Annotated in this window: 15 protein-coding genes; 13 read left to right on the top strand and 2 right to left on the bottom strand. The window is 71.2% G+C overall.

What is annotated here, in order from left to right:
- Positions 1-93: 93 nt before the first annotated feature.
- Together PHZ_RS02920 and tldD are read right to left on the bottom strand one after the other, a co-directional pair.
- Positions 94-2,103, bottom strand: a complete 2,010-nt coding sequence (locus PHZ_RS02920; protein ID WP_012521102.1) for a TonB-dependent receptor plug domain-containing protein — start codon at positions 2,101-2,103, stop codon at positions 94-96.
- Positions 2,104-2,227: 124 nt separating this feature from the next.
- Positions 2,228-3,658, bottom strand: a complete 1,431-nt coding sequence (gene tldD, locus PHZ_RS02925) for a metalloprotease TldD (RefSeq protein ID WP_012521103.1) — start codon at positions 3,656-3,658, stop codon at positions 2,228-2,230.
- A 353-nt stretch (positions 3,659-4,011) separates the two neighbouring features.
- Here tldD and coxB point away from each other — a divergent pair, with 353 nt between their 5' ends.
- The 13 genes from coxB to PHZ_RS02985 all read left to right on the top strand — a co-directional run bounded on the left by coxB (position 4,012) and on the right by PHZ_RS02985 (position 16,040).
- Positions 4,012-4,983, top strand: coding sequence for a cytochrome c oxidase subunit II (gene coxB, locus PHZ_RS02930; protein WP_012521104.1), 972 nt, complete (start codon positions 4,012-4,014; stop codon positions 4,981-4,983).
- A gap of 17 nt (positions 4,984-5,000) precedes the next feature.
- Positions 5,001-6,650, top strand: coding sequence for a cytochrome c oxidase subunit I (gene ctaD, locus PHZ_RS02935; protein ID WP_012521105.1), 1,650 nt, complete (start codon positions 5,001-5,003; stop codon positions 6,648-6,650).
- 73 nt (positions 6,651-6,723) lie between these two features.
- On the top strand, positions 6,724-7,710 hold the full coding sequence (gene cyoE, locus PHZ_RS02940) for a heme o synthase (protein ID WP_012521106.1): 987 nt from the start codon (positions 6,724-6,726) through the stop codon (positions 7,708-7,710).
- A complete protein-coding gene (locus PHZ_RS22965; protein ID WP_086003999.1) occupies positions 7,711-7,863 on the top strand; it encodes a hypothetical protein in 153 nt (50 codons plus the stop codon).
- The gene (locus PHZ_RS02945) at positions 7,841-8,449 is read left to right on the top strand and encodes a cytochrome c oxidase assembly protein (RefSeq protein WP_012521107.1); all 609 of its coding nucleotides are present in this window, start codon (positions 7,841-7,843) and stop codon (positions 8,447-8,449) included. Before PHZ_RS22965 ends, PHZ_RS02945 begins: the two co-directional genes overlap by 23 nt.
- 55 nt (positions 8,450-8,504) lie before the next feature.
- Positions 8,505-8,966, top strand: coding sequence for a hypothetical protein (locus PHZ_RS02950; RefSeq protein ID WP_041373064.1), 462 nt, complete (start codon positions 8,505-8,507; stop codon positions 8,964-8,966).
- A gap of 141 nt (positions 8,967-9,107) precedes the next feature.
- On the top strand, positions 9,108-9,977 hold the full coding sequence (locus tag PHZ_RS02955) for a cytochrome c oxidase subunit 3 (RefSeq protein WP_012521108.1): 870 nt from the start codon (positions 9,108-9,110) through the stop codon (positions 9,975-9,977).
- A gap of 1 nt (position 9,978) precedes the next feature.
- Entirely contained in the window at positions 9,979-10,338 is a 360-nt protein-coding gene (locus PHZ_RS02960; RefSeq protein WP_012521109.1) for a DUF983 domain-containing protein, read from the top strand.
- The gene (locus tag PHZ_RS02965) at positions 10,331-11,047 is read left to right on the top strand and encodes an SURF1 family protein (RefSeq protein WP_012521110.1); all 717 of its coding nucleotides are present in this window, start codon (positions 10,331-10,333) and stop codon (positions 11,045-11,047) included. The genes PHZ_RS02960 and PHZ_RS02965 overlap by 8 nt, the downstream gene beginning before the upstream one ends.
- Positions 11,047-12,435, top strand: a complete 1,389-nt coding sequence (gene thrC / locus PHZ_RS02970; RefSeq protein ID WP_012521111.1) for a threonine synthase — start codon at positions 11,047-11,049, stop codon at positions 12,433-12,435. The genes PHZ_RS02965 and thrC overlap by 1 nt, the downstream gene beginning before the upstream one ends.
- On the top strand, positions 12,410-13,705 hold the full coding sequence (locus tag PHZ_RS02975; protein WP_012521112.1) for a M16 family metallopeptidase: 1,296 nt from the start codon (positions 12,410-12,412) through the stop codon (positions 13,703-13,705). Before thrC ends, PHZ_RS02975 begins: the two co-directional genes overlap by 26 nt.
- A 33-nt stretch (positions 13,706-13,738) precedes the next feature.
- A complete protein-coding gene (locus tag PHZ_RS02980) occupies positions 13,739-14,350 on the top strand; it encodes a GNAT family N-acetyltransferase (RefSeq protein ID WP_012521113.1) in 612 nt (203 codons plus the stop codon).
- 31 nt (positions 14,351-14,381) lie between these two features.
- Complete coding sequence (locus PHZ_RS02985) at positions 14,382-16,040, top strand: putative bifunctional diguanylate cyclase/phosphodiesterase (RefSeq protein WP_012521114.1); 1,659 nt, start codon at positions 14,382-14,384, stop codon at positions 16,038-16,040.
- Positions 16,041-16,055: the final 15 nt, after the last annotated feature.

Below are 16,055 nucleotides of genomic sequence, written 5' to 3' on the forward strand. Positions count from 1 at the left end.
AAGTGGGCGCAGATGACCCGCGCCCCGGGGCCGGAGCCAATTAATTGGCCGTAAGGTGGATTAAATCGGGGAAATGTTTGCGCCGTCCGGCGCTTAGCCGCCGAAGGTTTTCCGCACGCGGACGTACCACATGCGGCCGGGCTGGAGGTCGCGGTCCTCGATCACCGGCTGGCCGCCGCCGCCGCGCGGGCCGGGGTAGATGGCCACCGTCCGGCGCAGGCCCCGCTCGGTCACGTTCGGCAGCTCGACGCGGATGTGGATGTCCGGCTGCGGCTTCCACTCCAGGAACGGGTGCACGAAGGTCTTCAGCTTCGTCGTCTCGACCAGGTTGTAGCGGTAGTAGGTCTCGCGCCAGCCGCCGTAGGCGCTGACGCCCCAGGTCAGCCGCCAGCGCGGGATGTCGTGGGTCAGGTAGGCGTTCCAGTCCAGCGGGTGCAGGCCCGAGATCTCGCGCGTCTCGCCCGTCGTGGGATCGACCACCTCGGACCAGCGCTTGGTGAGGTCGCCGCGAAGCTGCACGCCGCGCAGGCCGACGCGCTCGAAGGGGATGTTCCACTCCAGCGCCAGCTCGTCCTTGGTCCCGTCGCCGATGTTCTCGGGGCGGTCGAAGATCTCGCCGGTGGGCGCGGTGACCGGGCCGCGGTCGACCACGTCCTTCAGCTCGAAATGACGGAACGCCACGACGACAGAGCCCGAGCGCCAGAACCGGTGCTCGACCGCGGCCTCGGCCACCCAGGCCTGCTCCGGGTCGAGATCGGGATTGCCGGCGGTCACCCCGCCGCCGCTCGAGAAGCGCGAGGTGGCGACGAAGTCGTCGAAGTTCAGCTGGCCGACCTGCCGCTCCACCCGCACGCGCAGCTGGGTCGACGGCAGCGCGTCCCAGCTGGCGGTCACGCGCGGCTTCCAGAAGCGCAGCGTCTTCTCCAGCACCACGTCGCCTTCCGACGAGATGGTCGAGCTCTCGTAGCGGAGCGAGGAGTCGACGGTCCATCCCGACGCGGGCCGCCAGGCGCTCTTCACGAACAGCTCGCCGCGCTCCTCCTTCACCGCCACGTTGGCGGCGGGCAGGTCGCCGGGGGCGCCGTTGAGATGCAGGGACGTGCGGCTGTCCAGTTCGTTGACCGCCAGCTCGCCGCCGCCCTCGACCGACAGCCGGTCGCCGAAGCGGTGCTTCAGGACGGCGCGGCCGATGGTCTCCGACGTGTCCCGGTCCAGGGCGAAGGTGACGGTGTCGGGCGCGGCGCTCTGGGTGGAGACGATGCTGCGCTCCCGGTCCTGGCGCAGGCCGACCAGCTCGAGCGACGTGCGGGCGCCCAGGCTGCGGGTGTAGTTGACCCCAAGCTCGGTCTCGTCGGTCCAGGTGACCTCGTCGGTGGTCTCCAGTCCCGGCGCGGGGGACAGGAGCCGGAAGTCCTCCTCGAATTTGAACTTCTGGGTGTAGGCGCGGCCGTTGAAACGCGCCTGGCCGCCCAGCAGCGGGGTTTCGAACGCCCCCGTGGCCTGGGCGTCCACCAGGTCGCCCTCGGTGTCGGCGAAGGCGGCCACGTCGGGGCGCGCATCGGGATGCAGGCGCACCGCCCGGCCCGAACCGTAGCCGTCGTCGATGGCCTTGCCCCAGAACACGCCCAGCTCCCACTTGCGCGGGCCCAGGTCGCCCTGGCCCTCGATGCGCATGGCCGGCGCCGTCCGCCCGTCCCACGTATGGTTCTGGGCCACGGCGACGAGGCCGGTCATGCCGCCGGGCTTGCGGACGACGTTGGCGATGACGCTCTTGCCCTGCATGTCGATGCCGGGCGCGCCGCCGCGGATGATGTCGATCCGCTCCACGCGGCTGGCCGGCAGGCGCCGCAGGATCGCTTCCAGGTCGTCGGTCTTGGTCGCGGGGCGTTTGCCGTCGATCAGCACGTTGCCGGCCGCGCCTTCGTAGCCGCGCACCGAATCGCCCGTGTCCAGGAGGAAGCCGGGGGTGCGCTCGACCATCTCGGCGGCGTTGGCGGGCTGTTGGTCGGCGAAGAAGCTGGCCGGATAGCTGATGACGCCCTGGTCCGCCGGCGGGGGCGCGGCGGCGACGGCGGCCTGCGCCAGGACGTGGACGATCAGCATGACGGACTCTCCCCAAGTCCGCGCAGGTGAACCGCGTTACGCCGGGGAGGCCAATTAAATGCCCGTAAGGTCCGTCAAGGCGCCGGGCCGTCGGCGTCCCTCCGCCTGATGGGGAAGGATTTCCCTAGACGCTGGTGCCGCCCACCGTCAGGCCGGTGATCTTCAGCGAGGGCTGGCCGACGCCGACCGGGACGCTCTGGCCCGACTTGCCGCACACCCCGATGCCGGGATCGAAGGCGAAGTCGTCGCCCAGCATGGTGACGCGGGTCAGGGCCGACGGGCCGTCGCCGATCAGGGTGGCGCCCTTCACCGGCGTGGTCAGCTTGCCGTCCTCGATCAGGTACGCCTCGGTGCACTGGAAGACGAACTTGCCGTTGGTGATGTCCACCTGGCCGCCGCCGAAGTTGGCGCAGTAGAGCCCCCGCTTCGTCGAGGCGATCATCTCCTCGCGCGGCGTGTCGCCGCCCAGCATGCCGGTGTTGGTCATCCGGGGCATGGGCATGTGGGCGTAGGACTGCCGGCGCGCGTTGCCGGTGGGCGACAGCCCCATCAGCCGCGCGCTCATCCGGTCGTGCATGTAGCCCACCAGGACGCCGTCCTCGATCAGGAGGGTGCGCTGGGTCGGGGTGCCCTCGTCGTCCACGGTCAGCGAGCCGCGGCGGCCGGCGATCGCCCCGTCGTCGAAGACGGTCACGCCGGGGGCGGCGACCCGCTCGCCGATCTTGCCCGAGAAGGCCGAGGTGCCCTTGCGATTGAAGTCGCCCTCCAGGCCGTGGCCCACCGCCTCGTGCAGCAGCACGCCGTTCCAGCCGGGGCCCAGGACCACGTCCATCTCGCCGGCGGGGCAGGGCACGGCGTCTAGGTTCACCAGCGCCTGGCGCAGCGCTTCGTCCACCTGGGCCTGCCACTTGTCGGCGGTGATCCAGGTCTCGAACCCGGCTCGGCCGCCGGCCCCCGTGTAGCCGTTCTCGCGCCGGCCATCGCGCTCGACCGTGACCTGGACGTTGATCCGGGACAGGGGGCGCACGTCGCGGATCAGCCGCCCGTCGGCGCGCACGATCTCGACCGTGCGCCGCTCGCCCGCGAGGCTGACCATCACCTGGGCGATGCGCGGATCGCGGGCGCGGGCCCAGGCGTCGATCTCCTGCAGCAGGGCCACCTTGTCCGAGAAGTCGGGCGAGGCGAGCGGATCGTCCTCGGCGTAGAGCTTGGCGTTGGTCGCCCGTGGCCCTTCTGCGGCGACGCCCTCGTAGCCCCGCTTGGCGAGCGCGGCCGAGTCCGCGGCCCGGCGGATGGCGGCCTCGGAGATTTCGCTGGCGTGGGCGTAGCCGGCGGTCTCGCCCGCCACCACCCGCAGGCCGAACCCTTCGGTGGCGTCGTAGGCCGCCGACTTCAGCCGCCCGTCGTCGAACAGGAACGACTCGCTTTCCGAGCGCTCGACGAACAGCTCCCCATCGTCGGCGCCGGCGAGGGCCTGGCCGAGGATTTCGCGGGCGCGGCCGGAATCGACGCCGGCGGACTCGAGGATGGAGGGGGAGGGGGCGTGCGCGTTCATGGCCGCAAGATAGGAAGCCGGCCGGCCCGCGTCACCGGCCCTTTCGTCGCCCCGTTCGACGGGCCCCCTTCGACAGCGGCGGCGAGTCGCATGCCGGTTCGGGAACGGCGCTCGCCGGAAGTGGGGTCGTCCGCGGCCCCGAGGGGAGGAATCCGCCCCTCGGGGCGCTGCAAAGATGCAGACCGGGCCGGAAGCGCCGCAACCGCCTTGGCAAGCCAATCCGGAGCGCGTATGGACCGCCGCTGAGTGGGCCGGGCGGGCGCCAGCGAGCGCGCGTGCGCGCCTGTTCTCCAAGTCGGCGGAGGCTGTTCGCCCGTTCGCGAGGCGCCGCCGGCCAACCAGACCGAGGGGACATGAAGTCGAGGTTTCAGGGTTTGCGGGCGTTGGCGGCGGGGATCGTCGCGGCCGCTACGGGGGCGTTCTGGGGCGCGGGCGCCCTGGCTGAAGACATGATGGGTCAGCCGACGCCGGGGGCGATCGACCTGCAGCCGGGCGTGACCCCGCTGCGCGCCGACGCGATCTTCTTCCACAACGCCATCCTGCTGCCGATCATCACGATCATCACCCTGTTCGTGCTGGCGCTGCTGGTGTGGGTGATCGTGCGCTACAACAAGCGGGCCAATCCGGTCCCCGCGCGCTGGAGCCACAACACCCCCCTGGAGGTGGTCTGGACCCTGGTCCCGGTCCTGATCCTGGTGTTCATCGCGATCTTCTCGTTCAAGCTCCTCTACGCCTACCACGACATGCCCAAGCCCGACCTGACGGTGAAGGCGACCGGCTACCAGTGGTACTGGGGCTATGAGTATCCCGACCAGAACGTCTCCGAGTTCGTCTCGAACATGCTGCCGGAGGACGAGGCGCGGGCGAAGAACGTGCCGTTCCGCCTGGCCGCCACCGAACCGATGGTCGTCCCCGTCGGCAAGACGGTCCGCGTGCTGGTCACCGGCGCCGACGTGATCCACGCCTTCGCCGTCCCCTCGTTCGGCATCATCACCGACGCCGTGCCCGGCCGGGTGAACGAGACCTGGTTCAAGGCCGACCGCGTGGGCACCTACTACGGCAACTGCCGCGAGCTCTGCGGCGTGGACCACGCCTTCATGCCCATCGAGGTGCGGGTGGTGAGCCAGGCCGACTTCGACGCGTGGGTCGCCTCGAAGGGCGGCGGCGCGCCGGCCCCGACGCCCAGCGCGCTCGACGCCGCCGCCGACGCCGCGGGCGCCGCGAACACCGAGGCGGCTCCGGCCGCCGCCGACGCGGCCCAGCCGGCCGCCGCCGAGCCCGCCGCCACCACTCAGCCTGCGCCTGTGGCGCCGGCCGCGAAATAAGCCAGGACTAGAGTAAGATGGCACACGCCGCCGCTCACGATCACGGTCACGATCACAAGCCGCCCTTCATCACGCGTTGGTTCTTCTCGACCAACCACAAGGACATCGGCACCCTCTACATCCTGTTCGCCATCATGGCGGGCCTGATCGGGGGCGCCCTGTCCGGCCTGATCCGCTGGGAACTGGCCGAGCCGGGCATCCAGGTGTTCCGCGAAGGCGGGCTGCTGAGCCAGCTCGGGCTCATCGATCCGACCAAGCACGGCTACAACGTCGTGGTCACCGCCCACGCCCTGATCATGGTGTTCTTCGTCGTCATGCCGGCGACGATGGGCGGGTTCGGCAACTGGTTCGTGCCGCTGATGATCGGCGCGCCGGACATGGCCTTCCCGCGGATGAACAACATCTCGTTCTGGCTGCTGTTCGCCGCCTTCATGCTGCTGTGCGTGTCCCTGTTCGTCGACGGCGGCCCGGGCCGCGGCTTCGGCGGCGGCTGGACGGCCTATCCGCCGCTGTCCACCTCGGGCCACACCGGCCCCTCGATGGACCTGGCGATCCTGTCGCTCCACCTCGCGGGCGCCAGCTCGATCCTGGGTTCGATCAACTTCATCACGACGATCTTCAACATGCGCGCGCCGGGCATGACCCTGCACCGCATGCCGCTGTTCGCGTGGGGCGTGCTGATCACCGCCTTCCTGCTGCTGCTGTCGCTGCCGGTCCTGGCGGGCGCGATCACGATGCTGCTCACCGACCGCAACTTCAACACGCACTTCTTCGACGCGGCCGGCGGCGGCGACCCGGTGATGTACCAGCACCTGTTCTGGTTCTTCGGGCACCCCGAGGTCTACATCATGATCCTGCCGGGCTTCGGGATCATCAGCCACATCGTCTCGACGTTCTCGCGCAAGCCGATCTTCGGTTACCTGGCGATGGCCTACGCCATGGTCGCCATCGGCTTCATCGGCTTCATCGTGTGGGCGCACCACATGTACACGGTGGGCATGCCCATCAACCTGCGCGCCTACTTCGTGGCCGCGACGATGGTCATCGCCGTTCCGACGGGCGTGAAGGTGTTCAGCTGGATCGCCACGATGTGGGGCGGCTCGATCGAGTTCAAGACGCCCATGCTGTGGGCGATCGGCTTCATCTTCCTGTTCACGGTGGGCGGCGTCACGGGCGTCGTGCTGGCCAACGCCGGCATCGACTACAGCCTGCACGACACCTACTACGTGGTGGCCCACTTCCACTACGTGCTCAGCCTGGGCGCCGTGTTCTCGATCTTCGCCGGCTTCTACTACTGGTTCGAGAAGATGTGGGGCGTGAAGTACCGCGAGTGGCTGGGCGCCCTGCACTTCTGGGTCACCTTCATCGGCGTGAACCTGATCTTCTTCCCGCAGCACTTCCTGGGCCTGCAGGGCATGCCCCGGCGCTACGTGGACTATCCCGAGGCGTTCACCTTCTGGAACCAGGTGTCCTCGCTGGGCTACGTGGTGACCCTGGTGGGCGTGGGGATCTTCCTGGTGGTCCTGCTCGACGCGATGGTCTTCCGCCGCAAGGCCGAGGCCAATCCGTGGGGCGAGGGCGCGACGACGCTGGAGTGGACCCTCCCGTCGCCGCCGCCGTTCCACCAGTTCAACGAACTGCCGGTGGTCAAGCCGGACGCCCACTAGCGTCAGGCTCCTCCGGGACCATCTATGAGGGGCGCGCTCCGACGGGGCGCGCCCCTCGGACATTGTAGAGTATATGCTCATGGCCATGTCGCCGGCCCTCAGCTCGACCCGCGCGCCCGCCCGCTGGCAGGACTACTTCCAGCTGCTGAAGCCGCGCGTCATGTCGCTGGTGGTGTTCACCGCCCTGACCGGCCTGGTCTGCGCCGACCGGGCGATCCATCCTGTGCTGGCCGGCGTCGCGGTGCTGTGCATCGCGGTGGGCGCGGGCGCCTCCGGCGCGCTGAACATGTGGTGGGACGCCGACATCGACGCAAAGATGCGCCGCACCCGCGGCCGTCCGGTGCCCGCCGGCCGGGTGCAGGGCGCCGACGCCCTGGCCCTCGGCGTCGTCCTGTCGCTGTTCTCGGTGATGCTGATGGGCATGGCGCTGAACTGGTTCGCCGCCGGCCTGCTCGCCTTCACCATCCTGTTCTACGCGGTCGTCTACACGATGTGGCTGAAGCGCTGGACGGCGCAGAACATCGTGATCGGCGGCCTGGCCGGCGCGCTGCCGCCGGTGATCGGCTGGGCCGCGGCCACGGGTTCGGCCCCGCTGAACGCCTGGCTGCTGTGCGCCATCATCTTCATGTGGACCCCGCCGCACTTCTGGGCGCTGTCGCTCTACACCAGCGAGGACTACGCCAAGGCGGGCGTGCCGATGCTGCCGGTGGTGCGCGGCGCGGCCTCCACCCGCCGGCAGATCCTGATCTACAGCCTGCTGCTGATCCCGGTGTGCATCGCCCCGGCGTTCACCGGCCTCGGCGGCCTGCCCTATCTGGCGGTGTCGAGCCTCGGCGGCCTGGTGTTCCTGCTGCTCGCCTGGCGCCTGTACCGCTCGAAAGCGGGCGAGGCGGCCGATCCGCGCAACGACCCGGAAGCCAACGGGGGCCTCTACGACGTGCGCGCCGCCGCCCGCGACGCGCGCAACCTGTTCGCCTTCTCCATCCTGTACCTGGCCCTGCTGTTCGCGACCCTGCTCGCCGAGCACCTGGCGGGCCTGAAGCCTCTGGAGCTCGTCTAGATGAGCGACCCCACCCGTGAGAACGAGACCGAAGCCAAGGCGCGGCGCGGCCGCAACATCGCCCTGGCCGTCGGCCTCGTGCTGTTCGTGATCCTCGTCTTCGTCGTCACGCTCGTGAGGCTCGGTGGAAATGTCCTCGAACGTCCCCTCTGATCCGGCAAAGGCCCGCAACAAGAAGGTCGCCCTCATCTGCGCGGCCGCGTTCGCCGGGATGATCGGCCTGGCCTACGCCTCGGTGCCGCTCTACCGCGCCTTCTGCGAACTCACCGGCTTCGACGGCACGCCGCGGCGGGTCGAGGCCGCCTCGGACGTGGTGCTCGACAAGACCCTGACGGTGCGCTTCGACGCCAACGTCCGCGACCTGCCGTGGGACTTCGACGCCAAGCAGACCTCCCAGCAGGTCAAGATCGGCGAGACCAAGGTCGCGTTCTTCAAGGTCACCAACACCTCGGACCAGCCGATCACCGGCCGGGCGGTGTTCAACGTCGTGCCCGAGCAGGCGGGGCTCTACTTCCAGAAGCTCGACTGCTTCTGCTTCGAGGACCAGACGGTCGGCCCGGGCGAGACCGTGGACATGCCGGTGCTCTACTTCATCGATCCGAAGTACGCCTCGGACTTCGAGACCAAGGGAAAGTCGGAGGTGACGCTGTCGTACACCTTCTTCCGCTCCACCAGCGCGCCCGAGCCCGCCCAGGCGGGCCTGCATCCCCCCAAGACCCCCGCGCCCGCCAAGGGGTGACGGGCCGGCCGGTTTCGTGCTGACCTGGGCCGAACGTGAGCCGAGGGAAGCCGTCATGCGCCTGGCCGTCCTGACCATCGCCGCCCTGGCCCTGTCGGCGGCGGGCGCCGCCCACGCCGCCGCCTCAGCCGGGCCGATGGCCGGCTATCGCGAGGATGCGACGCTGTCCTGCGAGCAGCTCCGCACCGAGATCCTCGAGACCCGCGCGGCGGCCGCGCGCAGCGCCGAGCGCGCGCGCCAGGTCCAACTCGCCGACGCCCGCGTGATGCGTGAGGCGACGTCCCTGACGATGGGGCGGATCCTCGAGGCCGGCGCGGTCGCGGCCCCCTCGAGCCCGAACGCGGAAGCCCGGCGCGAGGCCCGCCTGCGGTCGGCCGAGCGGCGGCTCCAGGCGGCCCGCGCGCGGCTCTCGCTGCTGGCCGGCCTGCATCAGGCGAGGGGCTGCGCCGAAGCCGGTCCGCGGCCCCGACCGGGCCTCCGCTACGGCCCGGAGACGGCCCAGGGCGCGGCCGACTGAAAATCCCCGCCCGCGCGGGCGCCTTTCCCCCTTGGCGGGAGGGTCGGCGCAAGGCTATAGCGTCCGCGACTTTCCGCCGTGCGACTCCATGGGGGCGCGCGTCCGGCGGCTTAAGAGACTTGTCGAGGGGTTAGGACCGACATGGCCGAAGGCGTCAAACACGACTATCACCTGGTCAACCCGAGCCCGTGGCCGCTGGTCGGCTCGCTGTCGGCGATGGTGATGGCGCTCGGCGGCGTCGTGTGGATGAAGGGCCTGTTCGGCCTTCCCGCCGGCACCTGGTGGCTGTTCGCCGCGGGCCTTGCGGGCGTGCTCTACACCATGTTCGGCTGGTGGCGGGACGTGGTGAAGGAAGCCAACGCCGGCGACCACACCCCCGTCGTCTCGATCGGCCTGCGCTACGGCATGATCCTGTTCATCGCGTCCGAGGTGATGTTCTTCGTCGCCTGGTTCTGGATGTTCTTCGAGATGGCGCTCTTCAACGACGTGCGCGCCGCCTCGTCGATCGAAGAGGTCCGCAACGCCTGGGCGACCTGGCCGCCGCAGGGCGTCGAGACGGTGCCGGCGTGGGAGCTGCCGCTCGTCAACACCCTGATCCTGCTGCTCTCGGGCACCACGGTGACCTGGGCCCACCACGCCCTGCAGCAAGGCGACCGCAAGGGCGCCAAGATGGGCCTGATCCTGACCGTGATCCTCGGGGCGCTGTTCACCGCGATCCAGGCGTACGAGTACCACCACATCCTGTCGCACCAGTACTTCTTCTCGGAAGAGGCCGCGAACTCGGGCCTGTACGGCTCGACCTTCTTCATGGCCACCGGCTTCCACGGCTTCCACGTCCTGATCGGGACCATCTTCCTGCTGGTCTGCCTGATCCGCCTGATGCGCGGCGGCTTCACGCCCCAGAAGCACTTCGGCTTCGAGGCGGCGGCCTGGTACTGGCACTTCGTCGACGTGGTGTGGCTGTTCCTGTTCGCCTTCATCTACGTGGTCTTCGGCGGGCCTGCGCACTAAGGTGTCCCGGCCCCACCCGCTGCTGGCGGGGGCGGCCGGACGCTGCCCCAACTGCGGAGAGGGCCGCCTCTTCGAAGGCTTCCTGGCGGTCGCGCCTCGCTGCGACGCCTGCGGCTACGACCTTGCGAAGGCCGACTCCGGCGACGGCCCCGCCGTCTTCGTGATCCTGATCGCGGGGTTCGTCGTCGCCTTCGCCGCACTCTTCACCGAAGTCGCCTACAGCCCGCCCGTCTGGGTGCACCTCGTGCTCTGGCTGCCGGCGACGCTGGTCCTGTGCCTGGGCCTGCTGCGGCCCCTGAAGGGCCTGCTGCTGGCGGCGCAGTTCATGAACAAGGCCTCGGAAGCCCGGCGCGATGACTGACGCCCGACGGTTCCCCCTGGGCCTGACGATCGCCACGGCCATCTCGCTCGCCATCCTGCTGACGCTGGGGACCTGGCAGCTCCAGCGGTTGGCCTGGAAGCGCGACCTCATCGCCCGCATCGAGGCGCTGCAGACCGCGCCCGCCCGGCCGCTGGGGCCGGTGCTCGCCGCCGCCGCCCGCGGCGAGGACGTGGACTTCGTGCGCGTCGCCGTCACCTGCCCGGGCCTCGCGTCCGCCCCCTATCTCGAGCTCTACGGCCTGCGCGAGGGCCAGGCGGGAGCCCGCCTGATATCGGCCTGCCCCGCGGAGGGCGGCGGCTACGGCAGCATCCTCGTCGACCGCGGCTTCGTGCCCGACACCGTCTCGGCCCGCCCGCCCGTCGACGCCGCCGATGCGCGGCCGCTTGAGGTGACCGGCGTCCTGCGCGCGCCCGACGCCAAGAGCACGTTCTCGCCGCCGAACCGGCCGGACCGCTGGTTCACCCGCGACATCCCCGCGATGGCCGCGGCCCTCGGGGCCGCCGACCCCGCCCCCGTGTTCCTGATGGCCGAAACCTCGTCCAACCCGGAGTGGAAGGGCCTGACGCCCGCGCCGGTCCCGGCCAACATCTCCAACCGTCACCTCGAGTACGCCGTGACCTGGTACGGCCTTGCCGCCGCCCTGCTCGGCGTCTATGCGGCCATGCTCCTCAAGCGGCGGAAGACCTGATGCGCTACGTCTCGACCCGCGGGCAGTGCCCCGCGGTCGGCTTCACCGATGCGGTCCTCTCGGGCCTGGCCCCCGACGGCGGGCTCTATGTGCCCGAGGCCTGGCCGACGTTCAGCCGCGCCCGGATCGAGGGCTTCGCCGGCAAGCCGTATGCCGAGGTCGCCGCCGCGGTGATCGGCGCCTTCGCGGGCGACGAGATCCCCGCCGCCGACCTGCGCGAGATGTGCGAGGAGGCCTACGCCACCTTCAACCACAAGGCCGTCGTGCCGCTGGTCCAGATCGGGCCCGACGCGTTCCTGGCCGAGCTGTTCCATGGGCCCTCGCTCGCGTTCAAGGACGTGGCGATGCAGATCCTGGCGCGGCTGTACGACCACCTGCTGGGCGCGCAGGGGCGGACGCAGACGATCCTCTGCGCCACCTCGGGCGACACGGGCGGGGCGGCGGTGGAGGCCTTCCGCGGCCGGAAGAACGTGAAGATCGTGGCGCTCTTCCCCGAGGGCCGGATCTCGGAGGTCCAGCGCCGGTTCATGACCACGGCCGAGGAGGACAACGTCGCCTGCGTGGCGGTGACGGGCACCTTCGACGACTGCCAGGCCATCGTGAAGCAGGCCTTCCAGGACCAGTCCCTGCGCCAGGCCGTGGACCTGACGGGCGTCAATTCGATCAACTTCGCCCGCATCGCCGCCCAGGCGGTCTACTACTTCACCACCGCCGTCGCGCTCGGGGCCCCGCACCGGAAGGTCAGCTTCTGCGTCCCGTCGGGCAATTTCGGCGACGCCTTCGCCGGCTACGTGGCCATGCGCATGGGGCTGCCGGTGGCGCGCATCGCCACGGCGACCAATGCGAACGACATCCTGGCCCGCGCGTTCGAGACCGGCCGCTACGTGCGCGGCGCGGTCCAACCCACCATCTCTCCGGCCATGGACATCCAGTCGGCGTCGAACTTCGAGCGGCTCTACTTCGAGACCGTCAAGCGCGAGCCGGTCGAGACGGCCCGCGCCTTCCAGGCGTTCGCCGAGGCCGGCGCCATCGACATCCCGCCCAGCGCCTACGCCGCCATGCGCGAGGTCTTCCGGGGCGTGAGCATCGGCGAGGACGAGACGGCCCGCACGATCGTCTCGACGCTGAACGAGACGGGCGAGCTGATCGACCCGCACACCGCCGTGGGCGTCGCCGCCCTGCGCCACGTGGACCTGCCCGGGCCCGTGGTCGTGCTTTCCACCGCCCACGCCGCCAAGTTCCCGGACGACGTGGCCAAGGCCTGCGGCGCCATGCCGGCCCTGCCGCGGGGCGTCGCCAACCTCGCCGACCGACGCGAGCGCTTCGACCGGCTGCCGGCCGAGGCCGAGACCATCAAGGCCTATGTCCGCGCGTTCGCCGAGCGCTGAGGCGCGCCTGCCCCGGGTCCACCGGCTAGCGAACGGGGTGCGGGTGGTCTGCGACCCGATCCCCGGCTGGCAGACCGTGGCGCTGTCGGTCGTGGCCGGCCGCGGCGCGCGGTTCGAGGACGAGGCGCGGTCGGGCTGGTCGCACCTGCTGGAGCACATGGTGTTCAAGGGCGCGGGCGGACGCTCGGCCCGCGAGATCGTCGAGGTGATCGAGGCCGAGGGCGGCCACATCAACGCCGCCACCGGCTACGAGCGGACCAGCTACCAGGTGCGGGCGCTGAAGGGCGGGCTGGACCTCGGTTCGTCCGTCATCGCCGACCTCCTGCTGCGGCCGACGATGGACGCCCGCGACCTCGCCCGCGAGAAGCAGGTGGTGGGCCAGGAGATCGCCGAGGCGGCCGACACCCCGGACGACCTGGTCTTCGAGCTGGCGCAGGAGGCCGCCTTCGCGGGCCATCCGCTCGGTCGATCGATCCTGGGGACCACCGGGTCGATCGCCGTCGCGACGCCCGAGACGCTCAGCGCCTGGCGCGGGGCGCTGTACGCCGCGCCCTCGCTGGTGATCAGCGCGGCGGGAGCCGTGGACGAGGACGAACTGCTGCGGCTGGCCGAGCGCGACTTCGGCGCGGCGGACGGCGGCGGCCTGGCGGCGACGCCTGAGCCTGCGGCTTTCACAGGCGGGGTCCGCACCATCGCCAAGCCGCTGGAGCAGGCGAACGTCGTGCTGCTGCTGCCCGCGGTCGGCGTCCACGATCCGGACTACTTCACCCTGCGCCTGCTGGCCGAGATCCTGGGCGGGGGCATGGCCTCGCGGCTGTTCCAGGAGGCGCGCGAGAAGCGGGGCCTCGCCTACACCATCGACGCCTATTCCGAGACCTACGCCGACACCGGGGTGCTGGGCGTCTTCGCCGGCTGCGCCGCCGAGGACGCCGCCGAGCTGGCGCAGGTGACGGTGGACGAGATCCGCAATCTCGCCGAGCCCGTGCCCGAAGCCGAGCTGGCCCGGGCGAAGGCGCAGCTGAAGGGCTCGATGTTCATGGGGCGCGAGGCGGCCCTGGCCCGGGCCGAGCAGGCCGCCGGCCAGGTGCTGCTGTTCGGCCGGCCGCTCGATCCCGAGGTGATCGCCGCCGAGGTGGATGCGGTGAGCGCCGAGCAGCTGGCGGCGCTGACCCGGCGGATCCTCGAGCCCCGCAAGGCGGCCGTGGCGGTGCTGGGGCCCAAGGCGGCCCTGAAGTCCGCCGAGACGTTCCTCAAGGCGGTGGGCGGCTAGCGTCCCGGCGCCAAATCGGCGAGGCTCTAGGGAATGGCCCTGTTGGACTGGATCGCGCCGGAAAGCGGCCTTCGCGTGGAAGGCGAGGGCGTGCGCCTGCGTCCGCCCCGGGCGTCCGACTACGCCGAGTGGCGCGAGCTGCGCGCCGTGAGCCGCGCGTTCCTGCAGCCGTGGGAGCCGACCTGGCCCGCCGACGACCTGTCGCGCGTCGCCTTCCGCCGCCGGCTCCTGGCCTACGCCCGCGACCGGGAGGTCGGGGCGGCCTATCCCTTCTTCGTCTTCCGCACGTCCGACGACGCCCTCACCGGCGGGATCACGCTGTCGAACATCCGCCGCGGCGTCGCCCAGACGGGCTCCATCGGCTACTGGTGTGGCAAGCCCTTCACGCGCCAGGGCCTGACGCTGGCGGCGGTGAAGGCGCTGATCGGCTTCTCGTTCCGGACCCTGGCCCTGCACCGGCTCGAGGCCGCCTGCATTCCGGAGAACCAGGCCTCCCGTGACCTGCTGGGCAAGGCCGGCTTCGCCGAGGAGGGCCACGCCAAGGCTTATCTGAAAATTAACGGCGCCTGGCGAGATCATGTCCTGTTCGGCCTCGTCAGCCCGTTGGGGGATCACGACGGACCGGACGAGGGGGTGTCGGTCTGACCGGCGCCGTAGGACGCGCGGCCGAGCTTTCATGTCGAACGACCGCTGGATGTGGGACGCCACGGCCACCTTGGAGGCGCTGGGCGCGGCCGATGTCGCGCTCTGGGTCTGGGAGCCCGAGAAGGACCGCCTGCGCCTGACGGGCGCGACCCGCGCGCTGGGCCTCGGCCCGCTCGCCCCCGACTGCTCCTCCGCTGCGCTGCGCGCGCTGTCGCTGCCCCAGGACCGGGTGCTGGCCGAGGACATCCTGCGCGTCCAGCCGCCGGGCGGCGAGGTGGCCGTGCGCCTTCGCATGCGCGGGGCGGGCGTGTGCATCTGGCGCGGCGTCTGGCTGGAGGAGGGCGTGCGCGCCGCCGGCGTGGTCGCGCCCGAGACCAAGTTCGCCGCCTCGGACCAGGACACGCTCACCGGCCTGCTGGACCGCCGCAGCTTCATCCATCGGGCGCGCGAGCGGCTGCAGTCGCCCGGACCCCACGAGCTGATCGTCGCCGACCTGGACCGGCTGCGCCGCCTCAACGAGGCCCTGGGCCACGAGCGGGCCGACCTCGTGCTGGCGGCGCTGGGCTCGCGCCTGGCCGCCGCCTTCCCGCCGGGCGCCCTCCTGGCGCGGATCGGCGAGGACGAGTTCGCGGCCTTGTGCGCGGCCGAGAGTTCTCCGGGACCCGAGGCCCTGCGGCGCGCCCTGGAGCAGCCGCTGCGGGTCGCCGGCTTCGACATCCATCCCACCCTCTCCATCGGCGCGGTCGAGGCCGAAGGCGGCGACGAGGCTCCCGAGGCGGCCGAGCTGCTGCGGCGGGCCGAGCTGGCCGTGGAAGCCGCCCGCAGCCACGGGCGCGGCGGGGCGGCCGCCTACGGCCGCAGCCTGGAGACCGACGGCCTGTCGCGGCTGGCGCTGGAGGGCGACCTGAAGGGGGCGCTGAAGCGCGGCGAGCTCGCGCCCTTTTACCAGCCGATCGTGCGGCTCTCGACCGGGGCCCTGTCAGGCTTCGAGGCGCTGGTCCGCTGGCGCCACCCGCGCCGGGGCCTGCTGATGCCCGAGCAGTTCCTGCCGCTCTGCGACGAGATGGGGATCATGAGCGAGATCGGCGCCATGATGATGCGCGAGGCGGCGCGGCAGCTCGCCGCCTGGCGCCGGCGCCACCGGGCCGCGGGCGAGCTGTCGGTCTCGGTCAACCTCTCCACCGGCGAGATCGACCGCCCGGACCTGGTCGAGGACGTCCTCGCCATCCGCAGAGAGACCGACCTGCCGCCGGGCGCCCTGAAGCTGGAGGTGACCGAGAGCGACGTCATGCGCGATCCCGACCGCGCGGCGGTGACGCTCCGCAACCTGCGGGCCGCCGGCGCGGCCCTGGCCCTGGACGACTTCGGAACCGGCTTCTCGTCCCTCAGCTACCTGACCCGGTTGCCCTTCGACACGCTGAAGATCGACCGCTACTTCGTTCGCACCATGGCCACCAACGAGGGCTCGACCAAGATCGTCTCGTCGGTCGTGAAGCTGGGCCAGGACCTCTCGATGGAGGTGGTGGCCGAGGGGGTGGAGAACGCCGGCATGGCCCGCCAGCTGCTGGCCCTGGGCTGCGACTACGGCCAGGGCTTCGGCTATGCCCCGGCCCTGTCGGCCCAGGAGGCCGAGGTCTACCTCAACGAGAGCTACGTCGACGGCGCGGCGCCCCTGAAGGCGCGAGGCTAGGCGCGAGGCTAGGCG

This window comes from Phenylobacterium zucineum HLK1, assembly GCF_000017265.1.
In the GTDB taxonomy this organism is placed as follows: domain Bacteria; phylum Pseudomonadota; class Alphaproteobacteria; order Caulobacterales; family Caulobacteraceae; genus Phenylobacterium; species Phenylobacterium zucineum.

What these genes read in the sequence shown, in the direction of transcription:
- PHZ_RS02985 (WP_012521114.1), top strand. Translation starts at nt 14,382, where the DNA reads ATGTCGAACGACCGCTGGATGTGGGACGCCACGGCCACCTTGGAGGCG.
- PHZ_RS22965 (WP_086003999.1), top strand. Translation starts at nt 7,711, where the DNA reads ATGAGCGACCCCACCCGTGAGAACGAGACCGAAGCCAAGGCGCGGCGC.
- PHZ_RS02980 (WP_012521113.1), top strand. Translation starts at nt 13,739, where the DNA reads ATGGCCCTGTTGGACTGGATCGCGCCGGAAAGCGGCCTTCGCGTGGAA.
- PHZ_RS02945 (WP_012521107.1), top strand. Translation starts at nt 7,841, where the DNA reads ATGTCCTCGAACGTCCCCTCTGATCCGGCAAAGGCCCGCAACAAGAAG.
- tldD (WP_012521103.1), bottom strand. Translation starts at nt 3,658, where the DNA reads ATGAACGCGCACGCCCCCTCCCCCTCCATCCTCGAGTCCGCCGGCGTC.
- PHZ_RS02955 (WP_012521108.1), top strand. Translation starts at nt 9,108, where the DNA reads ATGGCCGAAGGCGTCAAACACGACTATCACCTGGTCAACCCGAGCCCG.
- thrC (WP_012521111.1), top strand. Translation starts at nt 11,047, where the DNA reads ATGCGCTACGTCTCGACCCGCGGGCAGTGCCCCGCGGTCGGCTTCACC.
- PHZ_RS02965 (WP_012521110.1), top strand. Translation starts at nt 10,331, where the DNA reads ATGACTGACGCCCGACGGTTCCCCCTGGGCCTGACGATCGCCACGGCC.
- PHZ_RS02975 (WP_012521112.1), top strand. Translation starts at nt 12,410, where the DNA reads ATGTCCGCGCGTTCGCCGAGCGCTGAGGCGCGCCTGCCCCGGGTCCAC.
- cyoE (WP_012521106.1), top strand. Translation starts at nt 6,724, where the DNA reads ATGCTCATGGCCATGTCGCCGGCCCTCAGCTCGACCCGCGCGCCCGCC.
- ctaD (WP_012521105.1), top strand. Translation starts at nt 5,001, where the DNA reads ATGGCACACGCCGCCGCTCACGATCACGGTCACGATCACAAGCCGCCC.
- PHZ_RS02920 (WP_012521102.1), bottom strand. Translation starts at nt 2,103, where the DNA reads ATGCTGATCGTCCACGTCCTGGCGCAGGCCGCCGTCGCCGCCGCGCCC.
- PHZ_RS02950 (WP_041373064.1), top strand. Translation starts at nt 8,505, where the DNA reads ATGCGCCTGGCCGTCCTGACCATCGCCGCCCTGGCCCTGTCGGCGGCG.
- coxB (WP_012521104.1), top strand. Translation starts at nt 4,012, where the DNA reads ATGAAGTCGAGGTTTCAGGGTTTGCGGGCGTTGGCGGCGGGGATCGTC.